Origin of the sequence: Cupriavidus sp. WGlv3 (genome assembly GCF_023952475.1) — a bacterium.
In the GTDB taxonomy this organism is placed as follows: Bacteria; Pseudomonadota; Gammaproteobacteria; order Burkholderiales; family Burkholderiaceae; genus Cupriavidus; species Cupriavidus phytorum.
In genome coordinates, this window is the sequence record NZ_JALHRX010000007.1 from 189,814 (window position 1) to 215,595 (window position 25,782).

27 protein-coding genes are annotated in these 25,782 nt (G+C 68.6%); 16 read left to right on the plus strand and 11 right to left on the minus strand.

Annotated elements, in window-relative coordinates; genetic code table 11:
- Positions 1-240: 240 nt before the first annotated feature.
- From minE to minC, 3 genes are all read right to left on the minus strand, one after another.
- On the minus strand, positions 241-495 hold the full coding sequence (gene minE / locus MKD38_RS14590; protein ID WP_012351386.1) for a cell division topological specificity factor MinE: 255 nt from the start codon (positions 493-495) through the stop codon (positions 241-243).
- A gap of 21 nt (positions 496-516) precedes the next feature.
- Positions 517-1,332, minus strand: a complete 816-nt coding sequence (minD, locus tag MKD38_RS14595; protein ID WP_062796161.1) for a septum site-determining protein MinD — start codon at positions 1,330-1,332, stop codon at positions 517-519.
- Positions 1,333-1,399: 67 nt separating this feature from the next.
- Positions 1,400-2,200, minus strand: coding sequence for a septum site-determining protein MinC (gene minC, locus MKD38_RS14600; protein ID WP_252677819.1), 801 nt, complete (start codon positions 2,198-2,200; stop codon positions 1,400-1,402).
- Between the two features lie 218 nt (positions 2,201-2,418).
- On the opposite strand from minC, the gene MKD38_RS14605 reads away from it, so the two are divergent.
- Both MKD38_RS14605 and MKD38_RS14610 read left to right on the plus strand, forming a co-directional pair.
- Positions 2,419-3,390 carry a magnesium and cobalt transport protein CorA gene (locus MKD38_RS14605; protein WP_252677821.1) on the plus strand — a complete coding sequence of 324 codons (972 nt, stop codon included), beginning with the start codon at positions 2,419-2,421 and terminating at the stop codon, positions 3,388-3,390.
- Positions 3,391-3,535: 145 nt separating this feature from the next.
- Positions 3,536-4,237, plus strand: coding sequence for a tetratricopeptide repeat protein (locus MKD38_RS14610; protein ID WP_252677823.1), 702 nt, complete (start codon positions 3,536-3,538; stop codon positions 4,235-4,237).
- A gap of 98 nt (positions 4,238-4,335) precedes the next feature.
- Here MKD38_RS14610 and gatB read toward each other — a convergent pair whose 3' ends face one another.
- From gatB to gatC, 5 genes are all read right to left on the minus strand, one after another.
- Positions 4,336-5,793: an Asp-tRNA(Asn)/Glu-tRNA(Gln) amidotransferase subunit GatB gene (gene gatB / locus MKD38_RS14615; protein ID WP_252677824.1), complete on the minus strand. Its 1,458-nt coding sequence runs from the start codon at positions 5,791-5,793 to the stop codon at positions 4,336-4,338.
- Between the two features lie 89 nt (positions 5,794-5,882).
- Positions 5,883-6,992: a dienelactone hydrolase family protein gene (locus MKD38_RS14620; protein WP_252677826.1), complete on the minus strand. Its 1,110-nt coding sequence runs from the start codon at positions 6,990-6,992 to the stop codon at positions 5,883-5,885.
- Positions 6,993-7,018: 26 nt separating this feature from the next.
- The gene (locus tag MKD38_RS14625) at positions 7,019-7,477 is read right to left on the minus strand and encodes a hypothetical protein (protein ID WP_171516593.1); all 459 of its coding nucleotides are present in this window, start codon (positions 7,475-7,477) and stop codon (positions 7,019-7,021) included.
- A 2-nt stretch (positions 7,478-7,479) separates the two neighbouring features.
- Positions 7,480-8,985: an Asp-tRNA(Asn)/Glu-tRNA(Gln) amidotransferase subunit GatA gene (gatA, locus tag MKD38_RS14630; protein WP_252677828.1), complete on the minus strand. Its 1,506-nt coding sequence runs from the start codon at positions 8,983-8,985 to the stop codon at positions 7,480-7,482.
- A gap of 79 nt (positions 8,986-9,064) precedes the next feature.
- Entirely contained in the window at positions 9,065-9,364 is a 300-nt protein-coding gene (gene gatC, locus MKD38_RS14635; RefSeq protein WP_018006687.1) for an Asp-tRNA(Asn)/Glu-tRNA(Gln) amidotransferase subunit GatC, read from the minus strand.
- A 603-nt stretch (positions 9,365-9,967) separates the two neighbouring features.
- On the opposite strand from gatC, the gene MKD38_RS14640 reads away from it, so the two are divergent.
- The 7 genes from MKD38_RS14640 to MKD38_RS14670 all read left to right on the plus strand — a co-directional run bounded on the left by MKD38_RS14640 (position 9,968) and on the right by MKD38_RS14670 (position 18,099).
- Positions 9,968-11,011 carry a rod shape-determining protein gene (locus tag MKD38_RS14640; RefSeq protein ID WP_008648066.1) on the plus strand — a complete coding sequence of 348 codons (1,044 nt, stop codon included), beginning with the start codon at positions 9,968-9,970 and terminating at the stop codon, positions 11,009-11,011.
- Between the two features lie 196 nt (positions 11,012-11,207).
- Complete coding sequence (gene mreC / locus MKD38_RS14645) at positions 11,208-12,173, plus strand: rod shape-determining protein MreC (RefSeq protein ID WP_092315236.1); 966 nt, start codon at positions 11,208-11,210, stop codon at positions 12,171-12,173.
- Positions 12,170-12,682 carry a rod shape-determining protein MreD gene (gene mreD / locus MKD38_RS14650; protein ID WP_252677830.1) on the plus strand — a complete coding sequence of 171 codons (513 nt, stop codon included), beginning with the start codon at positions 12,170-12,172 and terminating at the stop codon, positions 12,680-12,682. The genes mreC and mreD overlap by 4 nt, the downstream gene beginning before the upstream one ends.
- Positions 12,683-12,754: 72 nt before the next feature.
- A complete protein-coding gene (mrdA, locus tag MKD38_RS14655) occupies positions 12,755-15,061 on the plus strand; it encodes a penicillin-binding protein 2 (protein ID WP_252677832.1) in 2,307 nt (768 codons plus the stop codon).
- Between the two features lie 11 nt (positions 15,062-15,072).
- Positions 15,073-16,215: a rod shape-determining protein RodA gene (gene rodA, locus MKD38_RS14660; protein WP_092315232.1), complete on the plus strand. Its 1,143-nt coding sequence runs from the start codon at positions 15,073-15,075 to the stop codon at positions 16,213-16,215.
- Between the two features lie 94 nt (positions 16,216-16,309).
- Positions 16,310-16,996 carry a DUF484 family protein gene (locus MKD38_RS14665; protein WP_252677833.1) on the plus strand — a complete coding sequence of 229 codons (687 nt, stop codon included), beginning with the start codon at positions 16,310-16,312 and terminating at the stop codon, positions 16,994-16,996.
- 23 nt (positions 16,997-17,019) lie between these two features.
- On the plus strand, positions 17,020-18,099 hold the full coding sequence (locus MKD38_RS14670; protein ID WP_252677834.1) for a tyrosine recombinase XerC: 1,080 nt from the start codon (positions 17,020-17,022) through the stop codon (positions 18,097-18,099).
- A gap of 1 nt (position 18,100) precedes the next feature.
- On the opposite strand, the gene MKD38_RS14675 is transcribed toward MKD38_RS14670, so the two are convergent.
- Entirely contained in the window at positions 18,101-19,057 is a 957-nt protein-coding gene (locus MKD38_RS14675) for a transcriptional regulator GcvA (RefSeq protein WP_252677835.1), read from the minus strand.
- 247 nt (positions 19,058-19,304) lie between these two features.
- Between MKD38_RS14675 and MKD38_RS14680 the strand changes: the two genes are divergently transcribed.
- The 3 genes from MKD38_RS14680 (at position 19,305) to lipA (ending at position 21,601) form a co-directional block, all read left to right on the plus strand.
- On the plus strand, positions 19,305-19,673 hold the full coding sequence (locus MKD38_RS14680) for a DUF2917 domain-containing protein (RefSeq protein WP_252677836.1): 369 nt from the start codon (positions 19,305-19,307) through the stop codon (positions 19,671-19,673).
- Between the two features lie 163 nt (positions 19,674-19,836).
- Positions 19,837-20,565, plus strand: coding sequence for a lipoyl(octanoyl) transferase LipB (gene lipB, locus MKD38_RS14685; RefSeq protein WP_252677837.1), 729 nt, complete (start codon positions 19,837-19,839; stop codon positions 20,563-20,565).
- A gap of 40 nt (positions 20,566-20,605) precedes the next feature.
- Positions 20,606-21,601: a lipoyl synthase gene (gene lipA / locus MKD38_RS14690; RefSeq protein ID WP_115707724.1), complete on the plus strand. Its 996-nt coding sequence runs from the start codon at positions 20,606-20,608 to the stop codon at positions 21,599-21,601.
- Positions 21,602-21,705: 104 nt separating this feature from the next.
- On the opposite strand, the gene MKD38_RS14695 is transcribed toward lipA, so the two are convergent.
- Complete coding sequence (locus MKD38_RS14695; RefSeq protein WP_252677838.1) at positions 21,706-22,017, minus strand: type II toxin-antitoxin system RelE/ParE family toxin; 312 nt, start codon at positions 22,015-22,017, stop codon at positions 21,706-21,708.
- Positions 22,014-22,292 carry a ribbon-helix-helix domain-containing protein gene (locus MKD38_RS14700; protein ID WP_115679091.1) on the minus strand — a complete coding sequence of 93 codons (279 nt, stop codon included), beginning with the start codon at positions 22,290-22,292 and terminating at the stop codon, positions 22,014-22,016. Before MKD38_RS14700 ends, MKD38_RS14695 begins: the two co-directional genes overlap by 4 nt.
- Before the next feature lie 210 nt (positions 22,293-22,502).
- Here MKD38_RS14700 and pxpB point away from each other — a divergent pair, with 210 nt between their 5' ends.
- The 4 genes from pxpB to MKD38_RS14720 all read left to right on the plus strand — a co-directional run bounded on the left by pxpB (position 22,503) and on the right by MKD38_RS14720 (position 25,777).
- Positions 22,503-23,150, plus strand: coding sequence for a 5-oxoprolinase subunit PxpB (gene pxpB / locus MKD38_RS14705; RefSeq protein WP_252677839.1), 648 nt, complete (start codon positions 22,503-22,505; stop codon positions 23,148-23,150).
- On the plus strand, positions 23,147-24,166 hold the full coding sequence (locus MKD38_RS14710) for a 5-oxoprolinase subunit C family protein (RefSeq protein WP_252677841.1): 1,020 nt from the start codon (positions 23,147-23,149) through the stop codon (positions 24,164-24,166). Before pxpB ends, MKD38_RS14710 begins: the two co-directional genes overlap by 4 nt.
- Before the next feature lie 34 nt (positions 24,167-24,200).
- Positions 24,201-24,941, plus strand: a complete 741-nt coding sequence (gene pxpA / locus MKD38_RS14715; protein ID WP_252677843.1) for a 5-oxoprolinase subunit PxpA — start codon at positions 24,201-24,203, stop codon at positions 24,939-24,941.
- A 107-nt stretch (positions 24,942-25,048) separates the two neighbouring features.
- A complete protein-coding gene (locus MKD38_RS14720; RefSeq protein WP_252677845.1) occupies positions 25,049-25,777 on the plus strand; it encodes a DUF969 domain-containing protein in 729 nt (242 codons plus the stop codon).
- The last annotated feature ends 5 nt before the right edge of the window (positions 25,778-25,782 follow it).

Sequence of the window (25,782 nt, forward strand, 5' to 3'; positions counted from 1 at the left end):
GTAAGGAACAAGGACACAAAACTCCGTGGAGCCGCGCTTTCAAGCAGGAAATTGATGCAATTCCGTTGTCTGGCCGCTACAGAATTCTGCATTTGGGGGATAACGCAGCGCGGCGGAGAAGCCGTGAAGCCGCGCTGGCACGGCGGCGGGGCCTTGGAGCGACAGGGCGGGAAGGCGCAAGAAGGGGCGGGGCGGAGAGCCCCGCGGGGGCGTGGACCCGGGCGCTGCCGGGTCCCGTGCTCAGTGCTGCGGGATCTCGATCTTGACCTCGAGCACCTCGAGGTTGTCCTGGCGTTCCAGGCTGACGCGCAGGTCCTGGTCGCCGATCTTGACGTACTTGGAGATCACCGCCACCAGCTCCCGCTGCAGCGCGGGCAGGTAGTCGGCGGGGGCGGAATGGCCGGTGCGCTCGTGCGCCAGGATGATCTGCAGCCGCTCCTTGGCGACCGACGCGGACTTCTTCTTCTCTCCCAGCAGGAAGGAAAGGATCGACATGGGGTGAGCCCTCCTTGACCGTTACTTGTTGCCGAAGATGCGCGAGAACAGCCCCGGCTTCTGGTAGTCGGTGAACCGCATCGGCTTGTCCTTGCCGAGGAAGCGGTCCACCACGTCGCTGTAGGCGTCAGACACGTCGCTGCCTTCCAGGTGGATGGCAGGCGTGCCCTGGTTGGAGGCGTGCAGCACCGCTTCCGATTCCGGCACCACGCCGATCAGCTTGATGCGCAGGATTTCCTGGATGTCGGTCAGCGACAGCATCTCGCCGCCATGCACGCGCTTGGGGTTGTAGCGGGTGATCAGCAGGTGTTCCTTGATCGGATCGCCGCCCTCGGTGGCGCGCTTGGTCTTGGACGCCAGGATGCCGAGGATGCGGTCCGAATCGCGCACCGACGACACTTCCGGGTTGGTCACGATCAGCGCCTCGTCGGCGAAGTACATGGCCATCAGCGCGCCCGATTCGATGCCGGCGGGCGAGTCGCAGACGATGTATTCGAAATCCATCTCGATCAGGCCGTCGATCACCTTCTCGACGCCCTCGCGCGTCAGCGCATCCTTGTCGCGCGTCTGCGACGCCGGCAGGATGAACAGGTTCTCGCACTTCTTGTCCTTGATCAGCGCCTGGCGCAGGTTGGCTTCGCCCTGCACCACGTTGATCAGGTCGTACACCACGCGGCGCTCGCAACCCATGATCAGGTCGAGGTTGCGCAGGCCGACGTCGAAGTCGATCACGGCAGTCTTGTGGCCGCGCAGGGCCAGGCCGGCGGCAAAGCTGGCGCTGGTGGTGGTCTTGCCGACGCCTCCCTTGCCGGAGGTCACAACGATGATTTTTGCCATGGCTCTTTGGTCCAGTAATAAGTTGAAGCTTGCGCTCTCTGTGATCCGGTCTCGATGAGCGCCGCGGCTACTTGAGCCGCACCGCTTCGAGGATCAGTTTTTCATCGGCCAGGCGCACCTGGGCGGTCTTGCCGTGCACATCGGCCGGAAGCGTCTGCTCCGCGGTCCGGTAGATGCCGGCGATGGAAATCAGTTCGGGCTCCATGCACGTGCTGAAGATGCGCGCGGCGGTGTTGCCCTTGACGCCCGCCAGCGCGCGGCCGCGCAGCGGGGCATAGATATGGATGTTGCCTTCGGCGATGACCTCGGCACCGTAGCTGACCACGTCCATGATGACCACGTCGCCATGCGCATAGATCTGCTGGCCGGAGCGCAGCGGCTTGTCGATCAGCAGGGTCTGGGTCTGCCGTACGGCGGCGGCCACGGCGGCGTCGGTGGCGGCCAGCGCCGCGGCGCGGGCGGCTTCCTCGCGCGCCGCCTGCTCGGCGGCGGCCTGTTCCGCGGCGGCAGCGGCCTTGGCTTCGGCGGCACGCTCGGTGGCGCCGCTGCGGCGGGCCTGGCTGTCGAGCAGCGGCAGGCCGAAGCGCTCGGCCCACTCGCGCTGGCCGGCACGGGCGACCACGCCGATGGCGCGGGCCTTGAGCGTGGCCAGCGTGTCGATCACGGTGCCGAGCGCGACTTCGCTGTCGTCGTCGAGCGCGCGCAGGTCCAGCGCGATCACGTCATTGGAGAAGAAGTCGGGGGTGGCTTCGAAGCGGGTGAGGAGGTCATCCCGCAGCGCAGCCATGTCGGCGGTCTGGAGGGCGAGAAGGAGGGCGTCGACGTTGCCACTGCGCAGCTCGAAGCGTGGCGATTTCTTCTGGGACATAGCCGGGTGACCGTGGAAATGCCACATTCTAACGTTGTATCTGTCGCGAACTGTAACAATTGGATCGATATGTACCGGAGGTGGCGCGCGGGCTCCATGAGAGTGCCGGTGGCGCGGCGCAAGTGTGGCCGGCGCGGCTTGCGCCGCATCGGCACGCGGCGGCCGGGGCACCGTGCAAAGCCTTGTTACGATTGCGCCATCTGATCAGCGGAGTTTCCATGGGCGCCATCGTCAATTGCGTGGCTTACCGGCAGGGCAAGCGGCTCGGCACGGTAGGCATGGAAGAAATCCCGACGGTGCTGGCGGTGCCCGGCACCTTCGTCTGGCTGGGCCTGCACGAGCCCGAACTGGCGCTGCTGCGGCAGGCGCAGCAGGCCTTCGGGCTGCACGACCTCGCGGTCGAAGACGCGACCAACGCGCACCAGCGCCCCAAGCTCGAGGCCTACGGCGATTCCGTGTTCGTGGTGCTCAATACCGCGCAGCTGGTGGAGGACGAAGTCGTGGTCGGCGAGACCCATCTGTTCGTCGGCCCCAACTACGTGGTCTCGGTCCGCCACGGCGCCAGCAGCACCTATGCGCCGGTGCGCGAGCGCTGCGAGCACGACCCGCACGGCCTGGCCAACGGGCCCGGCTATGTGCTGTACGCGCTGATGGACTTCGTCGTCGACCACTACCTGCCCATCGTCACGCGCCTGGAGGACAACTTCGAGGCGCTCGAGCAGGGCATCTTCCGCGACGAGTTCGATCGCGCCGCGATCGAACGCCTGTACCAGGTCAAGCGCCAGGTGCTGCGCCTGCGCAACGCGGTCAGCCCGGTGGAGGACATGTGCGGCCAGCTGATCCGGCTGCACGAGGAACTGGTGCCGAAGGAACTGCGCGCCTATTTCCGCGATATCGCGGACCACGCCAGCCGGCAGGTGCGCACGCTCGACGTGGTGCGCGAAATGCTGACCACCGCGGTGCAGGTCAACCTGGCGCTGGTGACCGTCGGCCAGAACGAAGTGGTCAAGCGGCTCGCCGGCTGGGGCGCGATCCTGGCGATCCCGACGGTGGTGTTCAGCCTGTACGGCATGAACTTCGATTTCATGCCCGAGCTGAAAATCCACTACGCGTACCCGGCCGTGATCGGCGTGACCGCGGTCGCCTGTGGCGCGCTGTGGCGGCGGCTGCACCGCGCCGGGTGGATCTGAACGCAGTGCACAGTTATTGGTGCGACGAATGAGAGGGTGGGGATTAGGCCATCGTTGATTATTATCGCGGATAATCTCGTCGCTACCGGGCGCCCCTGCAGACTCCTACACTGAAGCAAGGAAGGCGCCGCGCCCGGAGTCCGCCATGTCGAAACACCGTTCCCCGCATGCCGCCGTGCTGGCCGGCATCCTCAGCGCATGGCTGTGCCTGCCGCCGGCTGGCGCGGCACCGCAGCCTACCATTCCCGCGCAGGCGCAGACCCGCGACGCTGTCGCCGCCTATGAGTCAGGCCGTTTCGACGATGCCTTGCAGGGTTTCTCCGGTGCCGCGCGCCAGGGTAACCGCCTCGCGCAATTCAACTACGCGATGATGCTGCTGCGCGGCGAAGGCACTGCCGCGCGGCCGCAGGAGGCGCTGGTGTGGCTGCGCAAGGCGGCCGACAACGGCATGACCCATGCGCAATACACCTGGGGCGACCTGTACGAGCGCGGCCAGCTGGTGCCGAAATCGCTGGAAGAGGCGAACCGCTGGTATGAGCGCGCGGCGCAGGGCGGCCACGTGCAGGCGCAGATGGAACTGGCGACGAACTACTTCACCGGCCGCGGCGTGCCGCGCGACTACGCGCAGGCGTTTGCGTGGTACCAGCGCGCGGCGAGCGCGGGGAATGGCGGCGCGCAGTACATCGTCGGCAGCTTCTATGAGCGCGGCGAGCCCGGCGTGGTCGACCGGGACCTCGAGCAGGCGAAGATCTGGTACGCACGCTCCGCGGCGCACGGGGATCCGGGGGCGCTGGCGAAGCTGCGGTCGTTGCTGGAGGAGACGGTGAGGGGTAGGGCGGGGATGTGAAGGGCGCGTCGGTGTACGCAACGTCTTGGTGGACTGTGGGCGTGCTCCCTCTCCCGCAGGCGGCAGAGGGGAGCAAACAGCCGGGCGAGTGACTGCGCTTACCCCAGCTTCTTCCTCAGCAACTCATTCACCTGCGCCGGATTCGCCTTGCCCTTGGTCGCCTTCATCGCCTGTCCGACCAGCGCGTTGAACGCCTTTTCCTTGCCCGAGCGGAATTCCTCGACCGACTTGGCATTGGCGGCCAGCACGTCGTCGATGATCTTTTCCAGCTCGCCGCTGTCGGACATCTGCTTCAGCCCCTTGGCCGCGATGATGGCGTCGGCGTCGCCGCCATGCTCGCCCGCCCACATGGCCGGGAACACGTCCTTCTTGGCGGTGTTGTTCGACACCGTGCCGTCGGCGATGCGCGCCAGCAGCTTGGCCAGTTGCGCCGGCGTGACCGGAGCCGCGTCGATGGCGATGCCTTCGCGGTTGAGTTGCGAGGCCACGTCGCCCATCAGCCAGTTGGCGGCGGGCTTGGCGCTGGCGGTGCCCGCGCCGGCGACCACGGCTTCGAAGTAGGCGGCATAGGCCTTGGTCGCGGTCAGCATGGTGGCGTCATAGGCCGACAGGCCGTATTGCGCGACGAAGCGCGCCTGCATCGCCGCCGGCAGCTCCGGCAGTTCGCCGCGCACGCGCTCGATCCAGCCGGCGTCGATTTCCAGCGGCATCAGGTCCGGATCGGGGAAGTAGCGGTAGTCGTGCGCGTCTTCCTTGGTGCGCATGGCGCGGGTTTCGCCGGTGTCGGGGTCGAACAGCACGGTGGCCTGCTGGATCTTGCGGCCGTCCTCGATCTCGGCGATCTGCCACTGCACCTCGTATTCGATGGCCTGCTGCAGGAAGCGGAACGAGTTCAGGTTCTTGATCTCGCGGCGCGTGCCGAATTCCTTCTGGCCGAGCGGGCGCACCGACACGTTGGCGTCGCAGCGGAAGCTGCCTTCCTGCATGTTGCCGTCGCAGATGCCCAGCCACACCACCAGCGAGTGCAGCGCCTTGGCATAGGCCACCGCTTCGGCGGCGCTGCGCATGTCGGGCTCGGTGACGATTTCGAGCAGCGGCGTGCCGGCGCGGTTCAGGTCGATGCCGGTCATGCCGGCAAAGTCTTCGTGCAGCGACTTGCCCGCGTCTTCTTCCAGGTGCGCGCGCGTCAGGTTGACGGTCTTCTCGTAGGACTCGCCCTGCTTGCCCTCGACCTGGATGGTGATGGTGCCGCCCTGCACCACCGGGATCTCGTACTGGCTGATCTGGTAGCCCTTGGGCAGGTCGGGGTAGAAGTAGTTCTTGCGCGCAAACACGCTGCGCGGCGCGATGGTGGCGCCGATCGCCAGGCCGAACTGGATCGCGCGCTCGACCGCGCCCTGGTTGAGCACCGGCAGCACGCCCGGCAACGCCAGGTCAACCGGCGATGCCTGCGTGTTGGCCTCGGCGCCGAAGGCGGTGGAGGTGCCGGAAAAAATCTTGGAGGCCGTCGACAGCTGCGCGTGCGTTTCGAGGCCGATCACCACTTCCCATTGCATGGCGGTATTCCTGTTCGGTTCTTTCGGTGTTGTCTGTTGCGAGGGAGCGGCAGCGCCGCCCCGGTGTTCTGTCTGGTCTTGCGTGGCGGTCAGGGGTCGGGACTGGCCAGCCAGGAGTCGAGCTGCGCCAGCGCGGCCACGCGCGCCACCGCGTCGCCGCCGACGGTAACGCTCTGGCCCTTGCGCATGGCGGCGGCGGGCACGTCGGTGCGCCGATGCAGCTCGCTGGTGCCGTCGAAGCCGTGATAGGCACCCGGGTAGATCTCCAGCCGGAAGCGCGCGCCCGGCTGGCGCGCCTGTACCGCGCTCTGCAGCATGGCGCAGCGGGTCGCAGGGGTCCAGTCGTCGGCGCCGCCGATCATCAGCAGCAGCGGCGCGCGCAGGCGGAAGCTGTGCTGCTGCACCGCGCGCTTGCAGCCTGGATAGAACGCCACCGCGCGCTCGACCGTCGGCGTGCCCGCCGGCCACGGGCGGCTGGCGTCGACGGTGGCCAGCACCGCCTGCGCGCCGTTCGACCAGCCCAGCAGCACGATGCGCGCGGCATCGACCGCGGGCTGCTGCGCCACCCAGCGCAGCGCGGCGAGCGCGTCGGCGCGGCGGGTGCGGTCGTCGATGGCGCGGTTGTCGATGGGCTCGGCGCAGATGCCGTGGGGCTTGCCGCGCGCGCTGAAGCTGTCGGGCATCAGCACCGCGTAGCCGCGTTCGGTGAGCCAGTGCGCGTATTCGCGGTAGCGTTGCTGCAGCAGCGCGGCAACGTCCGCGGTGTCGGTGCCCGTTGCCGCCGCGGTGCCGTCGCGCGCGGCGCGCTGCGCCAGCAGGCCGCCGCAGCCATGCAGCGCCACCACTACCGGCAGCGCGCGCGGCGTGTTGCCTTCGCGCGGCACGAACCAGTAGGCGGTCAGCGCCGGCGTGGCGGCATCGCCGCGCAGCTGGACCCGCTGCGCGGGCACGGGCGCGACTGCCGCCCTGGCTGCGGCCGATGAGGCCGGCGCGGCGCGGCTCACCGCGTTGGGCGCCAGTGCGCCCGCCGGCGTCAGCGGTGCCGGCGCGTCCAGCGCGGGCGCCGGCAGGTCCGGCGTATGCGCCGCGGCGCCGGCCATCCACGCGCTAAACCCCAGCGCCACCGCGGCGCGCAGCCACGCGCCCGCCGGGCGGGCGGCGCGCGGAGCGGGTTGCGGGGGGATGTGGGCGTGGACCATGGCCGGCTGCTAGGGCTTCAGTGGCTTCAGCGCGTGCGGGCGCACGCGCCGGTGCCCGGCTCGAACATCACCGGCCAGGCCTCTTCATAGATGCCGGGGGTGCAGCGCTGCTGGCAGTTGGCGTGCGCCAGCGTGACGCGGCGCGGGTCCTGCCAGACCATCAGCTTGCAGCCGCTGCCATCGTTGGCGCGCAGCTCGATATGCGGCTTCTTCTGGACCTGGCGGAAATCTGCCAGGTTGAAGCTGCACGAGCCGCGCTTGCCGACCCACAGCTTCCACGACAACTGCTGCACGCTGTTGTCTGCAATGCGCAGCTGCGCGTCTTCGCGGAAGCCGTCTTCCTCGGTGCGGCGGCAGTCGCCGGCCAGGTCGATGTCGCGGCTGGCGATCGGCGTGGGCTTGCCGATGATCGGCAGCTGGATGCAGCCGGCGACGAGCGCGGCGAGCGCCGCGGCGGCAAGCAGGCGGAGCAGGGTGCGGGTCATGGTCAGGCCTTGGCGGGGCGGCGCAGGTGCCAGTCGGTCGCCTGCTGGAACGCGTGCGCGGCCTGCAGCAGGCGCGCTTCGTCGAAGTAGTTGCCGATCAGCTGCAGGCCCACGGGCATGTTGCCCGCGCCGAAGCCGCACGGCACGCTCATGCCGGGCAGGCCAGCCAGGCTGGTCGACAGCGTGAAGATATCGGCCAGGTACATCTGCACCGGGTCCGAGGTCTTCTCGCCCAGTTTCCACGCCACCGTCGGCGCCACCGGGCCCATGATCACGTCGCACTGGGCGAAGGCGCGCTGGAAGTCGTCGGCGATGATGCGGCGGATCTTCTGCGCCTGCAGGTAGTAGGCGTCGTAGTAGCCGTGCGACAGCACGTAGGTGCCGACCATGATGCGGCGCTTGACCTCGGCCCCGAAGCCTTCGGCGCGGCTCTTCTTGTACATGTCGAGCAGGTCGCGGTACGCGGCGGCGCGGTGGCCGTAGCGCACCCCGTCGAAGCGCGACAGGTTGGACGAGGCCTCGGCCGGCGCGATCACGTAGTACACCGGGATCGACAGCTCGGTCTTGGGCAGCGACACCTCGACCAGCGTGGCGCCCAGCTTCTCGTACTCGGCCAGCGCCGCGCGCACGGCCTGCTCGACGTCGGCCGCCAGGCCCTTGCCGAAGTACTCCTTCGGCAGGCCGATGCGCAGGCCCGCCAGCGGGCGCTCGGCGCTGGCGCCCGCGCGCGGCTGGCCCAGCAGGCGGGTGTAGTCCTCGTCCACGCCGCCCTGCGCGGGCGGGATGCTGGTCGAATCCTTCGGGTCGAAGCCGGCCATGGCGTTGAGCAGCAGCGCGCAGTCCTCGGCGGTGTGGGCCATCGGGCCGCCCTGGTCCAGCGACGAGGCAAAGGCGATCATGCCGTAGCGCGACACGCGGCCGTAGGTCGGCTTGATGCCGGTGATGCCCGAGAACGATGCCGGCTGGCGGATCGAGCCGCCGGTGTCGGTGCCGGTGGCGGCGGGCGCGAGGCCGGCGGCGACCGCCGCGGCCGAGCCGCCCGACGAGCCGCCGGGCACGCGGCTGGCGTCCCACGGGTTGCGCACCGGGCCGAAATGCGAGTTTTCGTTGGACGAGCCCATCGCGAATTCGTCCATGTTGGTCTTGCCCAGCGTGACCATGCCGGCGGCGGCCATGCGCTCGACCACGGTGGCGTCGAACGGGCTTTCGTAGTTGCCCAGCATCTTCGAGCCGGCAGTGGCGCGCCAGCCGCGCGTGACGAACACATCCTTGTGGGCGACCGGCACGCCGGTCAGCGGCGCGGCCTCGCCACGCGCGCGGCGTGCGTCGGCGGCGCGGGCCTGGGCCAGGGTCAGCTCGGCATCGACGTGGATAAAGGCGTTGAGCGCGGCGGCCTGCTCGATGCGGGCCAGGTACTCGCGCGCGAGTTCCTCGGCGGAGACGGTGCGCGCGGCCAGGGCGTCGGCAAGCTGGCGCAGGGAGGTCACGGAATCAGCGGAAAAGGGCATGACAGTCGGTTGGCATCAGGGGTGTTGTACTGGCGGGCGGACCGTGGCGCGCCTGGCGGCGGCACGGGCCGGGCAAGGGTCATTCGATGACCTTGGGCACCAGGTACAGGCCGTTTTCGGTGGCCGGCGCGGGGCGCTGGTAGTCGGCGCGGCGGTCGGCTTCGGTGACCACGTCCTCGCGCAGGCGCTGGACCATGTCGCGCACCGCCGACAGCGGATGTGCCAGCGGCTCGATGCCGGTGGTATCGACCGCCTGCATCTGCTCGACCAGCGAGAAAAAGTTGTTCAGCTGCGCAAGCGTCTGGGCGGCCTCGTCATCACTGGTTTCGATGCGGGCGAGGTGGGCAATGCGCTTGACGTCGGATAGGTCGAGGGCCATGGCGTGGTGGGTCGATGCTCGGATACTGGGATACGAAGGGCGGCGCGGGCGGCGCCGGCGGCTGGCTCACGGGGCCGTTGCGTCGCATGGCCCTGAGCCTGACCGCAGGCACCGGAGCGCACGCCGCAGTCGCCAGAATTGCAGGTATTTTCAGGCTGTAAACGCCCGAAGTCGCCAGAATTATAAGGTATCATTGCGAGTTACCGACCTTTGGCAACGCCTACGCCACATGGCCTGCGGCCGGCGCCTCCGCGCCCGGTGTCCGAAGGCGCCCGAAGGGCAAACCTGGGTCCTCTGATTAGGCCTTGCCGCCGGTCCCCGCATGTTGCGCGACAGCCAGCATGATGCGCCGGCGCCTGCACATTTCCGCGAACTTTTCGGCGGGGTCTAATCAAAGGTTCCCGTAGGGCCGGCGCGCGCGGTGCGCCGGCGGTGCCGAACCCGTTCCCATCCGGCCGGACAGCTTCCGGTCCGGGCGGCGGGCGGAGCGGGAAGCCGAGAACCATTCCGTATTCAACGCAACACAACCCATTTCGTGGCCGGGCCGCTCGCGGCGCCGGCCGCTTCGCCTACCCGCGAACACCATCACAGACAGGATTCCTGATGTTCGGATTTCTCCGCAGCTACTTCTCCAACGACCTGGCGATCGACCTCGGCACCGCCAACACGCTGATCTACATGCGCGACAAGGGCATCGTGCTGGACGAGCCCTCGGTCGTTGCGATCCGCCAGGAGGGCGGCCCCAATGCCAAGAAGACCATCACGGCGGTGGGCAAGGAAGCCAAGCAGATGCTGGGCAAGGTGCCGGGCAATATCGAGGCGATCCGCCCGATGAAGGACGGCGTGATCGCCGACTTCACCGTGACCGAGCAGATGCTCAAGCAATTCATCAAGATGGTGCATGACAGCAAGCTGCTGCGCCCGAGCCCGCGCATCATCATCTGCGTGCCGTGCGGCTCGACCCAGGTCGAGCGCCGCGCTATCCGCGAATCCGCCCTGGGCGCCGGCGCCAGCCAGGTGTACCTGATCGAGGAGCCGATGTCGGCCGCGATCGGCGCCGGCCTGCCGGTGTCGGAGCCGTCGGGCTCGATGGTGGTCGATATCGGCGGCGGCACCACCGAGGTCGGCATCATCTCGCTCGGCGGCATGGTCTACAAGGGCTCGGTGCGCGTCGGCGGCGACAAGTTCGACGAGGCCATCGTCAACTACATCCGCCGCAACTACGGCATGCTGATCGGCGAGCAGACCGCCGAGGCCATCAAGAAGGAAATCGGCTCGGCCTTCCCGGGCTCCGAGGTCCGCGAGATGGAAGTCAAGGGCCGCAACCTGTCCGAAGGCATTCCGCGCGCCTTCACGGTTTCGTCCAACGAAATCCTGGAAGCGCTGACCGATCCGCTCAACCAGATCGTGTCGGCGGTGAAGATCGCGCTGGAACAGACCCCGCCCGAACTGGGCGCCGACATCGCCGAGCGCGGCATGATGCTGACCGGCGGCGGCGCGCTGCTGCGCGACCTGGACCGCCTGCTGGCGGAAGAAACCGGCCTGCCGGTGCTGGTCGCCGAAGACCCGCTGACCTGCGTGGTGCGCGGCTCCGGCATGGCGCTGGAACGCATGGACAAGCTCGGCAGCATCTTCTCCTACGAGTAAGAAGGACGCTCACGTGGCGATGCGCGGCCTGCCGGATCGAGCGATCATGGCGGCGTCGCGGCGCCGCATCCGCCGGGGCCGGGCCCTGGCAGCTCCCGCCGCCCGACCGTGCCGCGCCTGTCCCCGCCAGGGGCCTGGGTGCGGCAAGGCGGGCGGCGGGGCGTTTCCGCGTGGCCTCCGGCCTTTGTTCGGGTAAATGGATTACTCCCCTCCGCCGCTCTTCAAGCAAGGCACCTCGGCCGTCGCCAGGCTGGTCCTGTACGTGGGCATCGCGCTGGCGCTGCTGGTGGTCGACGCCCGTTTCGACGCGCTGCGCGTGGGCCGGCAGGTTGCCGCCACCGTGCTGATGCCGGTGGAGCGCCTGGTGCTGGCGCCGCGCGACGCGCTGCGCACCATGTTCGACTACGCCCAGTCGTCGGCGACGCTCGCCACCGAGAACCGCGAACTGCGCCAGAACGCGGTGCAGCAGGCGCAGGCGTCGGTACGCCAGGCGCAGCTCGAGGCCGAGAACAACCAGCTGCGCAAGCTGCTCGGGCTGGCGCAGCAGTCGGCCACGCCGGTGACCGCGGCCGAGATCCTGTATGACGCGCGCGACCCGTACAGCCAGCGCATCGTGATCGACAAGGGCAGCCAGCACGGCCTGCGCGCCGGCTACCCGGTGATCGACGAGCGCGGCGTGGTGGGGCAGGTCACGCGCGTGTCGCCGTTCCAGTCCGAGGTGACGCTGCTGACCGACAAGGACCAGGCGATTCCGGTGCAGGTGGTGCGCAACGGCCTGCGCAGCGTGGCCTTCGGCGGCGCGCGCGCCGGCCACCTGGACCTGCGCTTCATGGCCGCCGCCGCCGACCTGCAGCAGGGCGACCTGCTGGTGACCTCGGGCCTGGACGGCACCTATCCGCCGGGCCTGCCGGTGGCGAAGATCGTGCAGATCGAGCGCAAGGCCGATACCGCGTTCTCGCGCGTCTATTGCGAGCCGGTGGCCGGCGTGCGCGCGCACCGCCAGTTGCTGGTGGTGCGCTACGACGCCGCCATCCCGGCGCGCGAAGCGGTCGAGGCCCGGCCAGAGGCGCCGGTCAAGGGCGCCAAGTCCGCCGCGGCACGCGCCGCCGCCGACAGCGCCGCGGCCGGCAAGGCCGCCCCTGCCAAGGAGGCACCACGGTGACCAATCCCCAATACCTGCTGCGGCCGGTCAATCCGGTCTTCATCGCCTTCAGCTTCGTGCTGGCGTTCCTGTTCAACCTGATGCCGTGGGGCACCACGCTGTGGATCCCGGACATGGTGGCGCTGGTGCTGGTGTTCTGGAACATCCACCAGCCGCGCAAGGTGGGCATGGGCGTGGCCTTCCTGCTGGGCCTGCTGATGGACGTGCACGATGCCCGGCTGCTGGGCGAGCACGCGCTGGCGTACACGCTGCTGGCCTACTTCGCCATCACCATCCACCGGCGCGTGCTGTGGTTCACGGTCTATACCCAGGCGCTGCACGTGCTGCCGCTGCTGTTTATCGCGCACGCGGTGCCGGTGCTGATCCGGCTGGCGATGGGCGCGCCGCTGCCCGGCTGGCCGCTGCTGCTGGCGCCGGCGATCGAGGCGCTGCTGTGGCCGCTCGCCACCAGCCTGCTGCTGGCGCCGCAGCGCCGCTCGACCGATGTCGACGAGACCCGGCCGATCTGACGTCGCCCTCGTCATTGCCGTCACTATCGCCAGCCACCGTCCACTACCGATTTCTCCAGGCCACGCAGTACCATGACCGAAATCCGCAACGTCGAACTGGAAATCGGCCGCTTCCGCATCCGCGTGGCGGCCGCGGCGCTGTTTACGGTGGTCTGCTTCGGCCTGCTGTTCTCGCGCTTCCTGTGGCTGCAGTGGTACAAGCATGACCAGTACTCGGCCAAGGCCGAGGACAACCGCATCTCGGTGGCGCCGATCGAGCCCAACCGCGGCATCATCATGGACCGCAACGGCATCGTGCTGGCGCGCAATTATTCGGCGTACACGCTGGAGATCACCCCATCCAAGCTGACCGATACGCTCGACAACACCATCGAGAGCCTGTCCGGCCTGGTCGAGATCCAGCCGCGCGACCGGCGCCGCTTCAAGCGGCTGATGGAAGAGTCGCGCAGCTTCGAAAGCCTGCCGATCCGCAGCCAGCTGACTGACGCGGAGGTGGCGCGCTTCTCCGCGCAGCGCTTCCGCTTTCCCGGCGTCGACGTGCGCGCGCGGCTGTTCCGCCAGTACCCGCTGGGTGAGTCGGCCTCGCACGTGGTTGGCTACCTGGGCCGGATCTCGCAGCGCGACCAGGAGCGCATCGAGGCCATGGACGAGGCCAACGATGCCGACAGCGCCAAGTACGATCCGCGCAAGGATGCCGACAACTACAAGGGCACCAACTACATCGGCAAGATCGGCCTGGAGCAAAGCTACGAGAGCGAGCTGCACGGGCTGACCGGCTTCGAGGAAGTGGAAGTCAGCGCCGGCGGGCGTCCGATCCGCACGCTGTCGACCTCGCCCGCCACGCCCGGCAACAACCTGATCCTGTCGCTCGACATCCGCCTGCAGCAGCTGGCCGAGGCGCTCTATGGCAACCGCCGCGGCGCGCTGGTGGCGATCGAGCCGTCCACCGGCGACATCCTCGCCTTCGTCTCCAAGCCGACCTTCGACCCCAACCTGTTCGTCGAGGGCATCGACACCAATACCTGGAACGAACTCAACGGCTCGCCCGACAAGCCGCTGCTGAACCGCCCGCTGCGTGGCACCTATCCGCCGGGCTCGACCTACAAGCCGTTCATGGCGCTGGCGGCGCTGACCACCGGCAAGCGCACCGCGAACTGGGGCATGTCGGATCCGGGCTTCTACACGCTGGGCAACCATACCTTCCGCGACGACAAGCCGGGCGGCCACGGCTGGGTCGACATGCACAGCTCGATCGTGCATTCGTGCGACACCTATTACTACGCGCTGGCGCGCGACATGGGCGTCAACGGCATCCATGACTTCATGAAGCCACTGGGCTTCGGCCAGATCACCGGCATCGACATCGAGGGCGAAAGCCGCGGCATCCTGCCGTCGACCGACTGGAAGCGCCGCGCCTACCGCAAGCCCGAGCAGCAGAAGTGGTACGAGGGCGAGACCATCTCGCTGGGCATCGGCCAGGGCTACAACAGCTTTACCATCCTGCAGCTGGCGCAGGCCACCTCGGTGATCGTCAACGACGGCAAGGTGATGAAGCCGCACCTGGTCAAGGCGGTCGAAGACGCAGTCACGCGCAAGCGCACGCTGACCGTGCCCAAGGAAAGCTACACCATCCCGTTCAAGCAGGCCGACATCAACGTGATCAAGCGCGCCATGGTGGCGGTGACGCACTCGGGCACGGCCGCGCGCGTGTTTGCCGGCGCGGCCTACGAGTCCGCCGGCAAGACCGGCACGGCGCAGACCTACAGCCTGTCCAAGGGCGAGAAGTACAACCACCACGCGCTGGCCGAGCACAAGCGCGACCACTCGCTGTACACGGCCTTCGCGCCGGCCGACAACCCGAAGATCGCGATCGCGCTGATCGTCGAGAACGCCGGCTTCGGCGCCGCGGTGGCCGCGCCGATCGCGCGCAAGGTGATGGACTACTATCTGACCGGCAAGTGGCCCGCCGAGCTCGAGGCGATCGCGCCGCCCGCCGGCGAGCGCGTGGCTGGCCGCGCGCCGGTGGATACGCCGAGCGTGTTCACCACCGGCCAGACCGCCAGCATTGCCAGCGCCACGGTGATGTCCAGCGGCGGGGCACCGGCCAGCGGCGCAGACGCCAGCGCGGTGGCGGCGGCCTCGGCCGCGCAGGTGCCGACGCCGGAGGCGATCGCCGCGATGCTGGACCCCGACGCCATCGCCCCGGCCTCGGCGGTGCAGTCGCTGGACCAGCGCATGCTGCAGGCGCTGGGCCACAGCAAGCCGCAGACCCCCGCGCCGGCCTCGGCTGCGGCCGTGCCGGCCAAGGCGCCCGCACCCAAACCACGCGTCAGGCCCGTGGCTGCCAAGGCAGCCAGCGGGGCCGACGCCACTCGCTGAAGGAGACGCGCATGGATCGACGCCGCGTCATGTCCCTGGTCAAGACCGCGCTGACCGGTTTTGACAAGCCGCTATCGCTGATCGTGTTCCTGCTGTTCGCCACCGGCATCGTGGCGCTGTACTCGGCCGCCATCGACATGCCGGGCCGGGTCGAGGACCAGTTGCGCAATATCCTGCTGTCGTACGTGGTGATGTTCGTGATCGCCTACCTGCCGACGCAGACGCTGATGCGGGTGGCGGTGCCGATCTATACGGTGGGAGTGGCGCTGCTGATCGCAGTGGCCATGTTCGGCCTGATCCGCAAGGGGGCGCGCCGCTGGCTCTATGTCGGCATGGTGATCCAGCCGTCCGAGATCATGAAGATCTCGATGCCGCTGATGCTGGCGTGGTACTTCCAGAAGCGCGAGGGCGTGATCCGCTGGTTCGACTTCATCGTCGCGCTGGGCCTGCTGCTGATCCCGGTGGGCCTGATCGCCAAGCAGCCCGACCTGGGCACGGCGCTGCTGGTGATGGCCGCGGGCCTGTACGTGATCTATTTCGCCGGGCTGTCGTGGAAGCTGATCCTGCCGCTGATGGGGATCCTGGTGGTCGCCATCACGCTGCTGATCACGTTCCAGAACGATATGTGCGCGCCCGGCGTGAACTGGCCGGTGCTGCACGACTACCAGCAGCACCGCGTCTGCACGCTGCTGGACCCGACCAGCGATCCGCTCGGCAAGGGCTTCCACACGATCCAGTCGATCATCGCGATCGGCTCGGGCGGGGTCGAGGGCAAGGGCTGGCTCAAGGGAACGCAGACCCACCTGGAGTTCATCCCGGAGAAGCACACCGACTTTATCTTCGCGGTGTATTCGGAAGAGTTCGGCCTGATCGGCAACGCGGTGCTGCTGGTGCTGTACCTGCTGCTGATCTTCCGCGGGCTCTTTATCGCGGCCAATGCGCCGACGCTGTTCTCGCGGCTGTTGGCGGGATCGATCACGCTGATCTTCTTCACCTATGCCTTCGTCAACATGGGCATGGTCAGCGGCATCCTGCCGGTGGTGGGCGTGCCGCTGCCGCTGCTGAGCTACGGCGGCACCGCGCTGGTGACGCTGGGCGCGGGCATCGGCATCCTGATGAGCATTTCGCGGCAGAAGCGGCTGATCCAGACCTAGGTGTTATCTGGGGCGGGCTTGAGCGCCTTCGCCGCGCCCGTCACGACCGCTTTGCTAAACTGCCACCCACTTTACCTCTACCGGTCCACGCCCCATGAACGCCCAAGACGTCGCCGCCTACCTGCAGAGCCATCCTGAATTCTTCGAAGAGCATGCCGAGCTGCTGGCCGCGGTGCAGCTGACCAGCCCGCACAGCCATCGCGCCGTGTCGCTGCAGGAGCGCCAGATGGAGATCCTGCGCGAGAAGAACAAGGGCCTGGAGCTGCGCCTGGCGGACCTGGTCCGCCATGGCCACGAGAACGACCGCACCCAGCAGCGCCTGCACGACTGGCAACTGCGCCTGCTGGCCGAGGCCGATTCGCATGCGCTGCCGTATGCGGTGCAGGACGGCCTGCAGCAGGTGTTCGACGTGCCGGCGGTGGCGCTCAGGCTGTGGGACGTTGCCGAACAGTACGCGCACATGGAAGTGACGCAGAGCGCCAGCGAAGACCTGCGCATCTTTGCCGAAGGCCTGCGCGCGCCGTACTGCGGCAGCAACAGCGGCTTCGAGGCGGCCAGCCTGCTGGAGCGCGACGATATCACCTCGCTGGCGATGGTGACCTTGCGCGTGCCGGTGCGCGCGGCCGAGGCCGAGGCCGGTGCCGACGTGCGTGGTGCCGCCTTTGGCCTGCTGGTGCTGGGCTCGCCCGACCCGCGCCGCTTCCACGAAGGCATGGGCACCGCCTACCTGTCGCAGATCGGCGCAGTCGCGGGCGCCGCGCTGAACCGGCTGCGCGACTGAAGCCGCGGCCTTGCGATAACGCCATGCCTGCACGCCGGCCGCCGCGCGCTGTGGTCGCATCGTCCGCGCCCGCGGATGGCGAAGCGCCGCTGCCAGACCCGCTGGTGACGCGCTATCTCGACTGGCTGCGCGGCAGCCGCAAGCTGGCCGAGCACACGCTGTCGGGCTATGCGCGCGAACTGCGCGTGCTGCAGGCGCACGCGGCGCAGCATGCGCCGGGGGTCGCGCTGCTGGCGCTGCAGACCCACCATATCCGCCATTTCGCCGCACGGCTGCATGCCGCCGGGCTGGTCGGCACCAGCATCGGGCGCGCGCTGTCGGCATGGCGCGGCTTCTATCTCTGGGCGGCGCGCCATGGCCATGGCGTGACCGTGAATCCGGTCGACGGCGTGCGCGCACCGCGCTCGGGGCACGCGCTGCCCAAGGCGCTGTCGGTCGAGCACGCGGTGGCGCTGGTGGCGCACCCTGCCGGCACCGATGCCGTGGCGCTGCGCGACCAGGCCGTCTACGAACTGTTCTACTCGAGCGGGCTGCGGCTGTCCGAGCTGGTGCAGCTGGACCTGCGCTATGCCGATGCCGACGGCTACCGCTCCAGCGGCTGGCTCGACCTGGCCGGCGCCGAGGTCACCGTGACCGGCAAGGGCTCGCGCCGGCGCTCGGTGCCGGTCGGCAGCAAGGCCATTGCGGCGCTGCAGGCCTGGCTCGCGGTGCGCGACGGCTTGCTGCGGCCGGGCGCCGCGCCCGAGGACGCCAATGCCCTGTTCCTCGGTCCGCGCGGACGGCGCCTGTCGATGCGCATGGTGCAGCTGCGGCTCAAGCAGCAGGCGCTGCGCGCCGGGGTGCCGGCCGACGTGCATCCGCACATGCTGCGGCATTCCTTCGCCACCCACATGCTGCAGTCGTCCGGCGACCTGCGCGCGGTGCAGGAGATGCTGGGCCATGCCAGCATCTCGACCACGCAGGTCTACACCGCGCTCGATTTCCAGCACCTGGCCAAGGTCTACGACAAGGCCCACCCGCGTGCCGGCCGGGCGCGCGCAAAACCGGCGGCCGATGCCGCTGCAAGCGCGGCGTCGACCGACGCAACCCCGGAAGAAGACTGACTCACTCCCACTGCGCCAGCACCTCGCGGAAGCGCTCGATCTCGGGCAGCAGCCAGCCGCGGAACGCCTGCACCTTGGGCAGGTTCAGCGAGCCGGGCGCGCACACGAAATACAGCAGCCACGGGCACGGGATGCTGACATCGAACAGCCGCACCACGCGCCCGGACAGCAGGTCGTTGCACGCCAGCGAAGAGCGGATCAGGGCAATGCCTTGCCCTTCCGAGGCGGCCTGCAGCAGCAGCGACGAATCTTCCAGCAGCAGGCCCTTGCGCGGCTCGGGCCAGTCCAGCCCGGCGGCATCGAACCACGGCTTCCACGGATCGCCCTCGCCGCGCAGCAGCGGCAGGCCCGCCATGTCCTGCGGCCGCTCCGGCAGCCGCCCGCCGTTGAAGGCGGGGCTGCACACCGGGAAGAAGACGTCGTCGAGCAGCCGCTCGACATACAGGCCGGGATAGTCGCCGCTGCCCATGCGCAGCGCGACATCGACCTCTTCGTGCGCAAAGTTGACCAGCGTGTTCGACGACAACAGCTCGACATCCAGTTCCGGATGCCGCTCGATAAAGCTGCCGATGCGCGGTGTCAGCCAGCGCGCGGCGAACGACGGCATGGTGCTGATGGTCAGGCGCTTGTCGCGGTTGCCGGCCTGCAGCGCACGCGTCGCATCGGCAATCTGCAGCAGCGCGTCGCGCACGCGCTCGGCATAGAGCCGGCCCGCCGGGGTCAGCGCCACACGCTTGCCGTGGCGCTCGAACAGCGGCATGCCCAGTTCCTCTTCCAGCGCGCGGATCTGGTGGCTGACCGCGCCGTGCGTGACGAACAGCTCCGTGGCCGCGCGTGAAAAGCTCTCGTGGCGCGCCGCGGCTTCGAACGCGCGCAGCGCGGTCAGCGCCGGCAGGCGCGGCAATTCGCGGTGCCAGCCGCGCGGCATGTCTTTCTCCCAGGCGCTTTTCCAGGCCATGGCCGTCTCCAGGCGATCGGGGTTATGTGAGATTGGCTAACAAGAACAAAGAAAATATATCGTTTTGATAGTGGTCGGGCAATCACTAATATTCCATCACCGGCCCCCGCAGTTGCCCCCTGGTTACGACGATATTCGCTGGATTTCACTGGCCTGGTCCCTTTGCCGGGCCAGTTCCGGCGCTCCGCCGCGAATCCGTACTGCGTCTGGCGTATCCCCGTCAGGGCCGGCTGAACGGAGAACCACCATGAAAACCGTGCTCACAACGAGCGAGTTCACCCTGAATCCTGGCGAAGTCACCACGCTGTCGGTGCATGCGGCCCAGCGCCTCCATATTGCCGAGGCCCGTGGCACCGATGTCTGGCTGACCCGCGAGAACGATTCGGAGGACTACTGGCTGCGTTGTGGCGGCAGCCTGCTGCTGCGCCCGGGTGACGAGGTGGTGCTCAGCATCGACCCGCGCGCCCTGCATCCAGTGCGCTTGGCGCTCATCGCCGAGGCGCGCCGCCCGGCGCTGGCGCTGGCCGACCTGCCGCACCTGGTGTACCGCAGCCTGCGCCGCCTGGTTCGAGGCACGGAGTGGACGCCTAGCCAGGAGCGGGTCACCGCCTCCTGAAGCGGGGCCGGCCGGGGCCGCATCGCACCGGGACCGGGGCCATCTGCGCCTGGTCTGGTCGCGTGACGCATCGGACGGTTGCCCGCCTCGGGCACGCTGAAGGGGCCGAGGCGGGGCAAGTTCGGGGCCGGCGCAAGCCGGCCCTTTTCGTTACACTCTCGCCATGCATCCGATTCAAGTCATCGAACGCGGCCGCGAGGACTATCAGCCGTGTTTCGACGCGATGCGCGCCTTCACCGCCGCACGCACCCCCGAGACGCCCGACCAGGTCTGGCTGGTCGAGCATCCGCCGGTCTACACGCTGGGCCAGGCGGGCGACCCCGCGCACCTGCTGGCCCCGGACGAGCGGATTCCGGTGGTGCAGATCGACCGTGGCGGGCAGATCACTTATCACGGCCCGGGGCAGGTGGTGGCCTACCTGCTGCTGGACCTGCGCCGCCGCCGCCTGATGGTGCGCGAGCTGGTGCACGGCATCGAGCAGGCCGTGCTGGACACGCTCGCGGCGTATAATCTCGCAGCCGAACGCAAGCCCGGCGCCCCCGGCATCTACTTGTCCAACGGGCCGCACCAGGGCGCCAAGATTGCCGCGCTCGGCCTCAAGATCCGCAACGGCTGCAGCTACCACGGCGTCAGCCTCAACGTGCAGATGGACCTGTCGCCGTTCCTGCGCATCAATCCCTGCGGCTATGCCGGACTGGAAACGGTCGACATGGCCAGCGCGGGCGCCGCCTGCCCGGTGGCGGATGCCGATGGCGCCCCGGTGCCCGTGACCGCGGCAACACAACCCGAGATCGCACAGCGCCTGGCGGCTGCATTGTGCGAGGTGCTGGCAGCGCACGAAGCTCGCGTGCTGGCGGCCGAAGAACCTGCCGCCCCGGCCCTGGCCTCCTAGTCAAAAGCGAAATGCACGCCGAGCGCGTGCGGAGAAATGTATGAGCGACGCACTGATCGCCACTTCCAGCGAAGCCCCGCAGTCCCCCGCGGAGCAGTACGACCCGACCCGCAAGCAGAAGTCGGCCGACAAGACCGCGCGCATCCCCATCAAGATCGTGCCGGCCGAGAAGCTCAAGAAGCCGGACTGGATCCGCGTGAAGGCCGCCACCGGCAATTCGCGTTTCTATGAGATCAAGGACATCCTGCGCGCCAACAACCTGGTGACGGTGTGCGAGGAAGCCAGTTGCCCGAATATCGGCGAATGCTTCGGCAAGGGCACGGCCACCTTCATGATCATGGGCGACAAGTGCACGCGCCGCTGCCCGTTCTGCGACGTCGGCCATGGCCGCCCCGATCCGCTCGACGTGAACGAGCCGGGCAACCTGGCCCGCACCATCGCCCAGCTCAAGCTGAACTACGTGGTGATCACCAGCGTCGACCGCGACGACCTGCGCGACGGCGGCGCCCAGCACTATGTCGACTGCATCTCGCAGACGCGCGAGCTGTCGCCCGACACGCGCATCGAAGTGCTGGTGCCCGACTTCCGCGGCCGCCTGGACAAGGCGCTGGACATCCTGCAGGCGTGCCCGCCCGACGTGATGAACCACAACATGGAAACCGTGCCGCGCCTGTACAAGCAGGCCCGCCCGGGCGCCGACTACGCGCACTCGCTCAAGCTGCTGCAGGAATTCAAGCGCCGCAATCCCAACGTCCCGACCAAGTCCGGCCTGATGGTCGGCCTGGGCGAGACCGACGAGGAAATCCTGGAAGTCATGCGCGACATGCGCGCGCACGACATCGACATGCTGACCATCGGCCAGTACCTGGCGCCGTCGAACCACCACCTGCCGGTGCTGCGCTACGTGCATCCCGACACCTTCAAGATGTTCGAGCAAGAGGCCTACAAGATGGGCTTCACCCACGCCGCCGTAGGCGCGATGGTGCGCAGCTCCTACCATGCCGACCAGCAGGCGCATCAGGCCGGGTTTGCCTGAGCGGGTTGGGTTGGAATATGAAACGGCCGGGGGGTTCCCGGCCGTTTTTGTTTTCGCTCTGTGCCAGCGTCTTTGCCAGGCAGCATCAATCGGACATCGTCCATTCAATCTGACTCGTTCAGCATCGTCTCGTAGTCCCGACCGCCATAGAACAAACCAATGATGGAGACCTTGTCGGTATCCACGGCGAACGCGATCACGGCGCGCTTTTTGTAATGGGTGATCCGCAGCCCTCGCCGCACGTCATCGCGCTGAGTGCCGCGATGTGGAAATGTACTGAGCGACTCGCAATATTCTACGATCGCGTCGGTGTACCGCGCCGCGATGTAGGGCGAGGTTTCTTCGGCGATATAGTCGTACAAGCTCTCAAGTTGCTCCACAAACTCCGGCGCAAAGACGACGGGATAGGTTCTCATCGGCCTTTGGCTTTCCCAGCCTGTTTGGCAGCCAGACGAGCACGAACGTCATCTGCGGTCACGGCACGGGACGGATCGGCCTGAAGCGCATCGTAGGCAGGGCCCACTTGCTGCAGCAGCCACGCGTCCACGGCCCGGTCACGCGCCAGCAGCGCACGCAGGCCATCGCGGATGACCTCGCTTTCACTGGCGTATTCGCCCGACCGCACCTTGTCCTTGACCGCCTGAGCCATCTCGGTCGGCAGCGTGACGCTCAATTGTTGCGTGGTTCGCATGACCATCTCCCATCGGTAGGATTTAATCCTACTCCCGTCGATCGGCGCCGTCCACCCGCCCAGCTGTGCCTTCCTAGGGTCAACCCTGACTGTCCCCGCCCGGTCCATTTCGTTATGATGAATTCATCGATAAATTATCGATGAAATACAAAGACGTCACATTCCGGCTTGCCTGCCTACACTGGTAGCAAGTGCGCTACCGGGAATCTCATGAACTGCACCGTCCACCGACTTGCCGAGCAGGCGCTGCTGTACAGCGTTGCGCCGCCTGCATCGCTGGCAGTCCAGCGCCGCATCTGGGCCATGGCCGCGCGTGCAGCGGACTGGCGCGGCGTGGTCGACGTGGTGCCGGGCATGAACAACCTGACCGTGATCTTCGACGGCAGTGCCGACGTCGGCGCGCTCGAGCGCAATCTGAAGCTGGCGTGGGCCTCGGGCGAGGCGCGCAATGCCACCGGCAAGCTGGTCGAGATCCCGGTGCGCTACGGCGGCGAGCATGGCCCGGACCTGGGCGACGTCGCCGCGCATACCGGCCTGGCGCCGCAGGAAGTGGTGCGCCGCCATGCGGCGGGCGAGTACGTGGTCTATTTCCTGGGCTTCCAGCCCGGCTTCGCCTACATGGGCGGGCTGGCGCCGGAACTGGCGACGCCGCGCCGGCGCGAGCCGCGCGTGGCGGTGCCGGCGGGTTCGGTCGGCATCGGCGGCGAGCAGACCGGCATCTATCCGGCGGTGCTGCCGGGCGGCTGGCAGCTGATCGGGCGTACCGACGCCGAACTGTTCGTGGCGGACCGCGATCCGCCGTCCCTGTTCGCGCCCGGCGATACCGTGCGCTTTGTGGCCGAGGAAATCATCGCGTGATCGAGATCCTTCGTCCCGGCGCGCTCGCCTCGGTACAGGACCTGGGCCGTACCGGCTTCCGCCGTTTTGGCGTGGGCCGCTGCGGCGCCATGGACATGCTGGCGGTCGAAGTCGGCAACCGCCTGCTTGGCAATGCGCCCGGCTGCGCCGCCATTGAATTCACGCTGGGACGCGCCGCGGTGCGCTTCCATGCCGATATGCGCGTGGCGCTGGCCGGCGCGGAATGCGGCGCCAATCTTGACGGCATGCCGGTGTGGTCGTGGCATGCGTTCGACGCGCACAAGGGCGAGACCCTGACGCTGCCGTCGACGCGCGGCGGCACGCGCGTGTACCTGTGCGTCGCGGGCGGCATTGCGGTCGAGCCGGTGATGGGTTCGCGCAGCACCGACCTGAAGTCGGGTTTCGGCGGGCTGGGCGGCCGCGCGCTGCAGGAGGGCGACCGCCTGCCCGCGGGGCGGCCGGGGCTGGACGCCGAGACCGACTGGATCGGCGTGCAGGCGCCGGCGTGGGCGCTGCCCGCCGCGGTCGAAGGCAAGGCCACGGCGATCCGCATGCTGCCGGGGCCGGAATACGAGGATTTCGACGCGGCCGCGCAGGCCGCGCTGTGGCAGGCCGACTGGACCGTCACGCCCAACAGCAACCGCATGGGCCTGCGCCTCGCCGGCCCGGCGCTGGCGCGGCGCCCCGAGCGCAGCGCCGACCTGCTCTCGCACGGCGTGATGCCGGGCGTGATGCAGGTGCCGCCGGCGGGCCAGCCGATCGCGCTGATGGCCGATGCGCAGACCACCGGCGGCTATCCCAAGATCGGCGTGGTGATCGAAGCGGATTTGTGGCGGCTGGCGCAGGTGCCGCTGGGCGCGCCGGTGCGCTTCGTGCAGGTCACGCTGGCCCAGGCGCAGGCGGCGCAGCATGAGCTGTCGCGCTACCTGCGGCAGATCGAGCAGGCGCTGCAGTGGCAGGGCGATGGCATGCCCATTGCCGCGCGGCGGCGTACCCGCACGCGGGCGGCAGCATAAGCAAGGCGCCCGGGCGCCGCACAGGAGAATGGCAATGCAGATCGATTTGAACGCGGATCTTGGCGAAGGCTGTGGCAATGACGAGGCGCTGCTGGCGCTGATCAGCTCCGCCAATATCGCCTGCGGCTGGCACGCGGGCGACGCCGCCACCATGGTGCAGACGGTGAAGTGGGCGCTGGCCCGCGGCGTGGCGATCGGCGCGCACCCGAGCTACCCGGATCGCGAGAACTTCGGCCGCACCGAGATGCAGCGCGACCCGGAACACGTCTACGCCGACGTGCTGTACCAGATCGGCGCGCTCGCCGCGATCGTGCGCGCGCAGGGCGGGGTGCTGCACCACGTCAAGCCGCATGGCGCGCTGTACAACCAGGCCGTGCGCGACCCGGCGCTGGCGCGCGCCATCGTGCGCGCGGTGCGCGACTTCGACGCCGACCTGGTGTTCTTCGGCCTGGCCGGCAGCCAGATGATCGACGTGGCGAAGGAGGCCGGCCTGCGCGTCAAGCAGGAAGTCTTTGCCGACCGCGGCTACAACCCCGATGGCACGCTGGTCAAACGCGGCACGCCCGGCGCGCTGCATGAGGACGAGGAAGTCGCCCTGGACCAGACCCTGACCATGGTGCGCGAGCAGCGCGTGCGCGCCATCGACGGCACCTGGGTACCGATTCAGGCCGAAACCGTGTGTCTGCACGGCGACGGCGCCCACGCGCTGGCCTTCGCGCGCCGCATCCGGGAACGGCTGGGCGCAGAAGGCATCGCGATCCGCGCCGGCGACTGAGCGCATTCCCGCGCCTTCACGCCGGCATTTCCCCCACGCGGCCTGCCCCGTCACGCGTCACGACGGCTGCTGTCCGCGCGCCTTCGTTATCTTCGTTTGGTGTTTCCATGGAACAGGCAGTCAATCTCTGGCCCCTTGTCGGGGTCGGCGTCATCATCGTCGGCTTCGTGCTGCGCTTCAATCCCATGCTGGTGGTGGTGCTCGCTGCGCTGGCCACGGGGCTGGCCGCGCCGATGCCGCTGATGCAGATCTTCTCCGCGATCGGCACCGCCTTCGTCAAGGCGCGCAACCTGCCGCTGATCATCCTGCTGCCGCTGGCGGTGATCGGCCTGCTGGAGCGCCACGGGCTGCGCGAGCACGCGCAGGCGTGGATCGCGCGCATCGCCTCGGCCACGGTCGGGCGCCTGCTGATCGTCTACCTGGGCGTGCGCGAGCTGACCGCGGCGATCGGCCTGACCAGCCTCGGCGGCCATCCGCAGATGGTGCGCCCGCTGCTGGCGCCGATGGCCGAAGGCGCGGCCGAGAACCGCTTTGGCCACCTGCCCGAGCCGGTGCGCCAGCGCGTGCTGGCCTTCTGCGCCGCCACCGACAACGTCGGCCTGTTCTTCGGCGAGGACATCTTCGTCGCGTTCGGCGCGATCGCGCTGATGCATACCTTCCTGCTGTCGTCGAACATCGAGGTCGAGCCGCTGCATATCGCCGTGTGGGGCATCCCCACCGCGATCTGCGCCTTCCTGATCCACGCCGTGCGCCTCAAGCGTCTGGACGGCTGGCTCGAGCGCGAGCTGGGCCCCCACGCCCCCCGCGCCGCCATGCCTGCGCCGAGCGCCGAGTAAGGAGC

Bases quoted from the DNA above. Each gene is read 5' to 3' on its own strand.
- lipB (WP_252677837.1), top strand. From the start codon at position 19,837: ATGCATCCGATTCAAGTCATCGAACGCGGCCGCGAGGACTATCAGCCG.
- MKD38_RS14695 (WP_252677838.1), bottom strand. From the start codon at position 22,017: ATGAGAACCTATCCCGTCGTCTTTGCGCCGGAGTTTGTGGAGCAACTT.
- rodA (WP_092315232.1), top strand. From the start codon at position 15,073: ATGGATCGACGCCGCGTCATGTCCCTGGTCAAGACCGCGCTGACCGGT.
- minD (WP_062796161.1), bottom strand. From the start codon at position 1,332: ATGGCAAAAATCATCGTTGTGACCTCCGGCAAGGGAGGCGTCGGCAAG.
- MKD38_RS14605 (WP_252677821.1), top strand. From the start codon at position 2,419: ATGGGCGCCATCGTCAATTGCGTGGCTTACCGGCAGGGCAAGCGGCTC.
- mrdA (WP_252677832.1), top strand. From the start codon at position 12,755: ATGACCGAAATCCGCAACGTCGAACTGGAAATCGGCCGCTTCCGCATC.
- MKD38_RS14670 (WP_252677834.1), top strand. From the start codon at position 17,020: ATGCCTGCACGCCGGCCGCCGCGCGCTGTGGTCGCATCGTCCGCGCCC.
- MKD38_RS14620 (WP_252677826.1), bottom strand. From the start codon at position 6,992: ATGGTCCACGCCCACATCCCCCCGCAACCCGCTCCGCGCGCCGCCCGC.
- MKD38_RS14675 (WP_252677835.1), bottom strand. From the start codon at position 19,057: ATGGCCTGGAAAAGCGCCTGGGAGAAAGACATGCCGCGCGGCTGGCAC.
- gatA (WP_252677828.1), bottom strand. From the start codon at position 8,985: ATGCCCTTTTCCGCTGATTCCGTGACCTCCCTGCGCCAGCTTGCCGAC.
- MKD38_RS14700 (WP_115679091.1), bottom strand. From the start codon at position 22,292: ATGCGAACCACGCAACAATTGAGCGTCACGCTGCCGACCGAGATGGCT.
- MKD38_RS14640 (WP_008648066.1), top strand. From the start codon at position 9,968: ATGTTCGGATTTCTCCGCAGCTACTTCTCCAACGACCTGGCGATCGAC.
- MKD38_RS14625 (WP_171516593.1), bottom strand. From the start codon at position 7,477: ATGACCCGCACCCTGCTCCGCCTGCTTGCCGCCGCGGCGCTCGCCGCG.
- gatB (WP_252677824.1), bottom strand. From the start codon at position 5,793: ATGCAATGGGAAGTGGTGATCGGCCTCGAAACGCACGCGCAGCTGTCG.
- MKD38_RS14720 (WP_252677845.1), top strand. From the start codon at position 25,049: ATGGAACAGGCAGTCAATCTCTGGCCCCTTGTCGGGGTCGGCGTCATC.
- minC (WP_252677819.1), bottom strand. From the start codon at position 2,200: ATGTCCCAGAAGAAATCGCCACGCTTCGAGCTGCGCAGTGGCAACGTC.
- MKD38_RS14665 (WP_252677833.1), top strand. From the start codon at position 16,310: ATGAACGCCCAAGACGTCGCCGCCTACCTGCAGAGCCATCCTGAATTC.
- pxpB (WP_252677839.1), top strand. From the start codon at position 22,503: ATGAACTGCACCGTCCACCGACTTGCCGAGCAGGCGCTGCTGTACAGC.
- MKD38_RS14610 (WP_252677823.1), top strand. From the start codon at position 3,536: ATGTCGAAACACCGTTCCCCGCATGCCGCCGTGCTGGCCGGCATCCTC.
- mreC (WP_092315236.1), top strand. From the start codon at position 11,208: ATGGATTACTCCCCTCCGCCGCTCTTCAAGCAAGGCACCTCGGCCGTC.
- lipA (WP_115707724.1), top strand. From the start codon at position 20,606: ATGAGCGACGCACTGATCGCCACTTCCAGCGAAGCCCCGCAGTCCCCC.
- minE (WP_012351386.1), bottom strand. From the start codon at position 495: ATGTCGATCCTTTCCTTCCTGCTGGGAGAGAAGAAGAAGTCCGCGTCG.
- MKD38_RS14680 (WP_252677836.1), top strand. From the start codon at position 19,305: ATGAAAACCGTGCTCACAACGAGCGAGTTCACCCTGAATCCTGGCGAA.
- gatC (WP_018006687.1), bottom strand. From the start codon at position 9,364: ATGGCCCTCGACCTATCCGACGTCAAGCGCATTGCCCACCTCGCCCGC.
- pxpA (WP_252677843.1), top strand. From the start codon at position 24,201: ATGCAGATCGATTTGAACGCGGATCTTGGCGAAGGCTGTGGCAATGAC.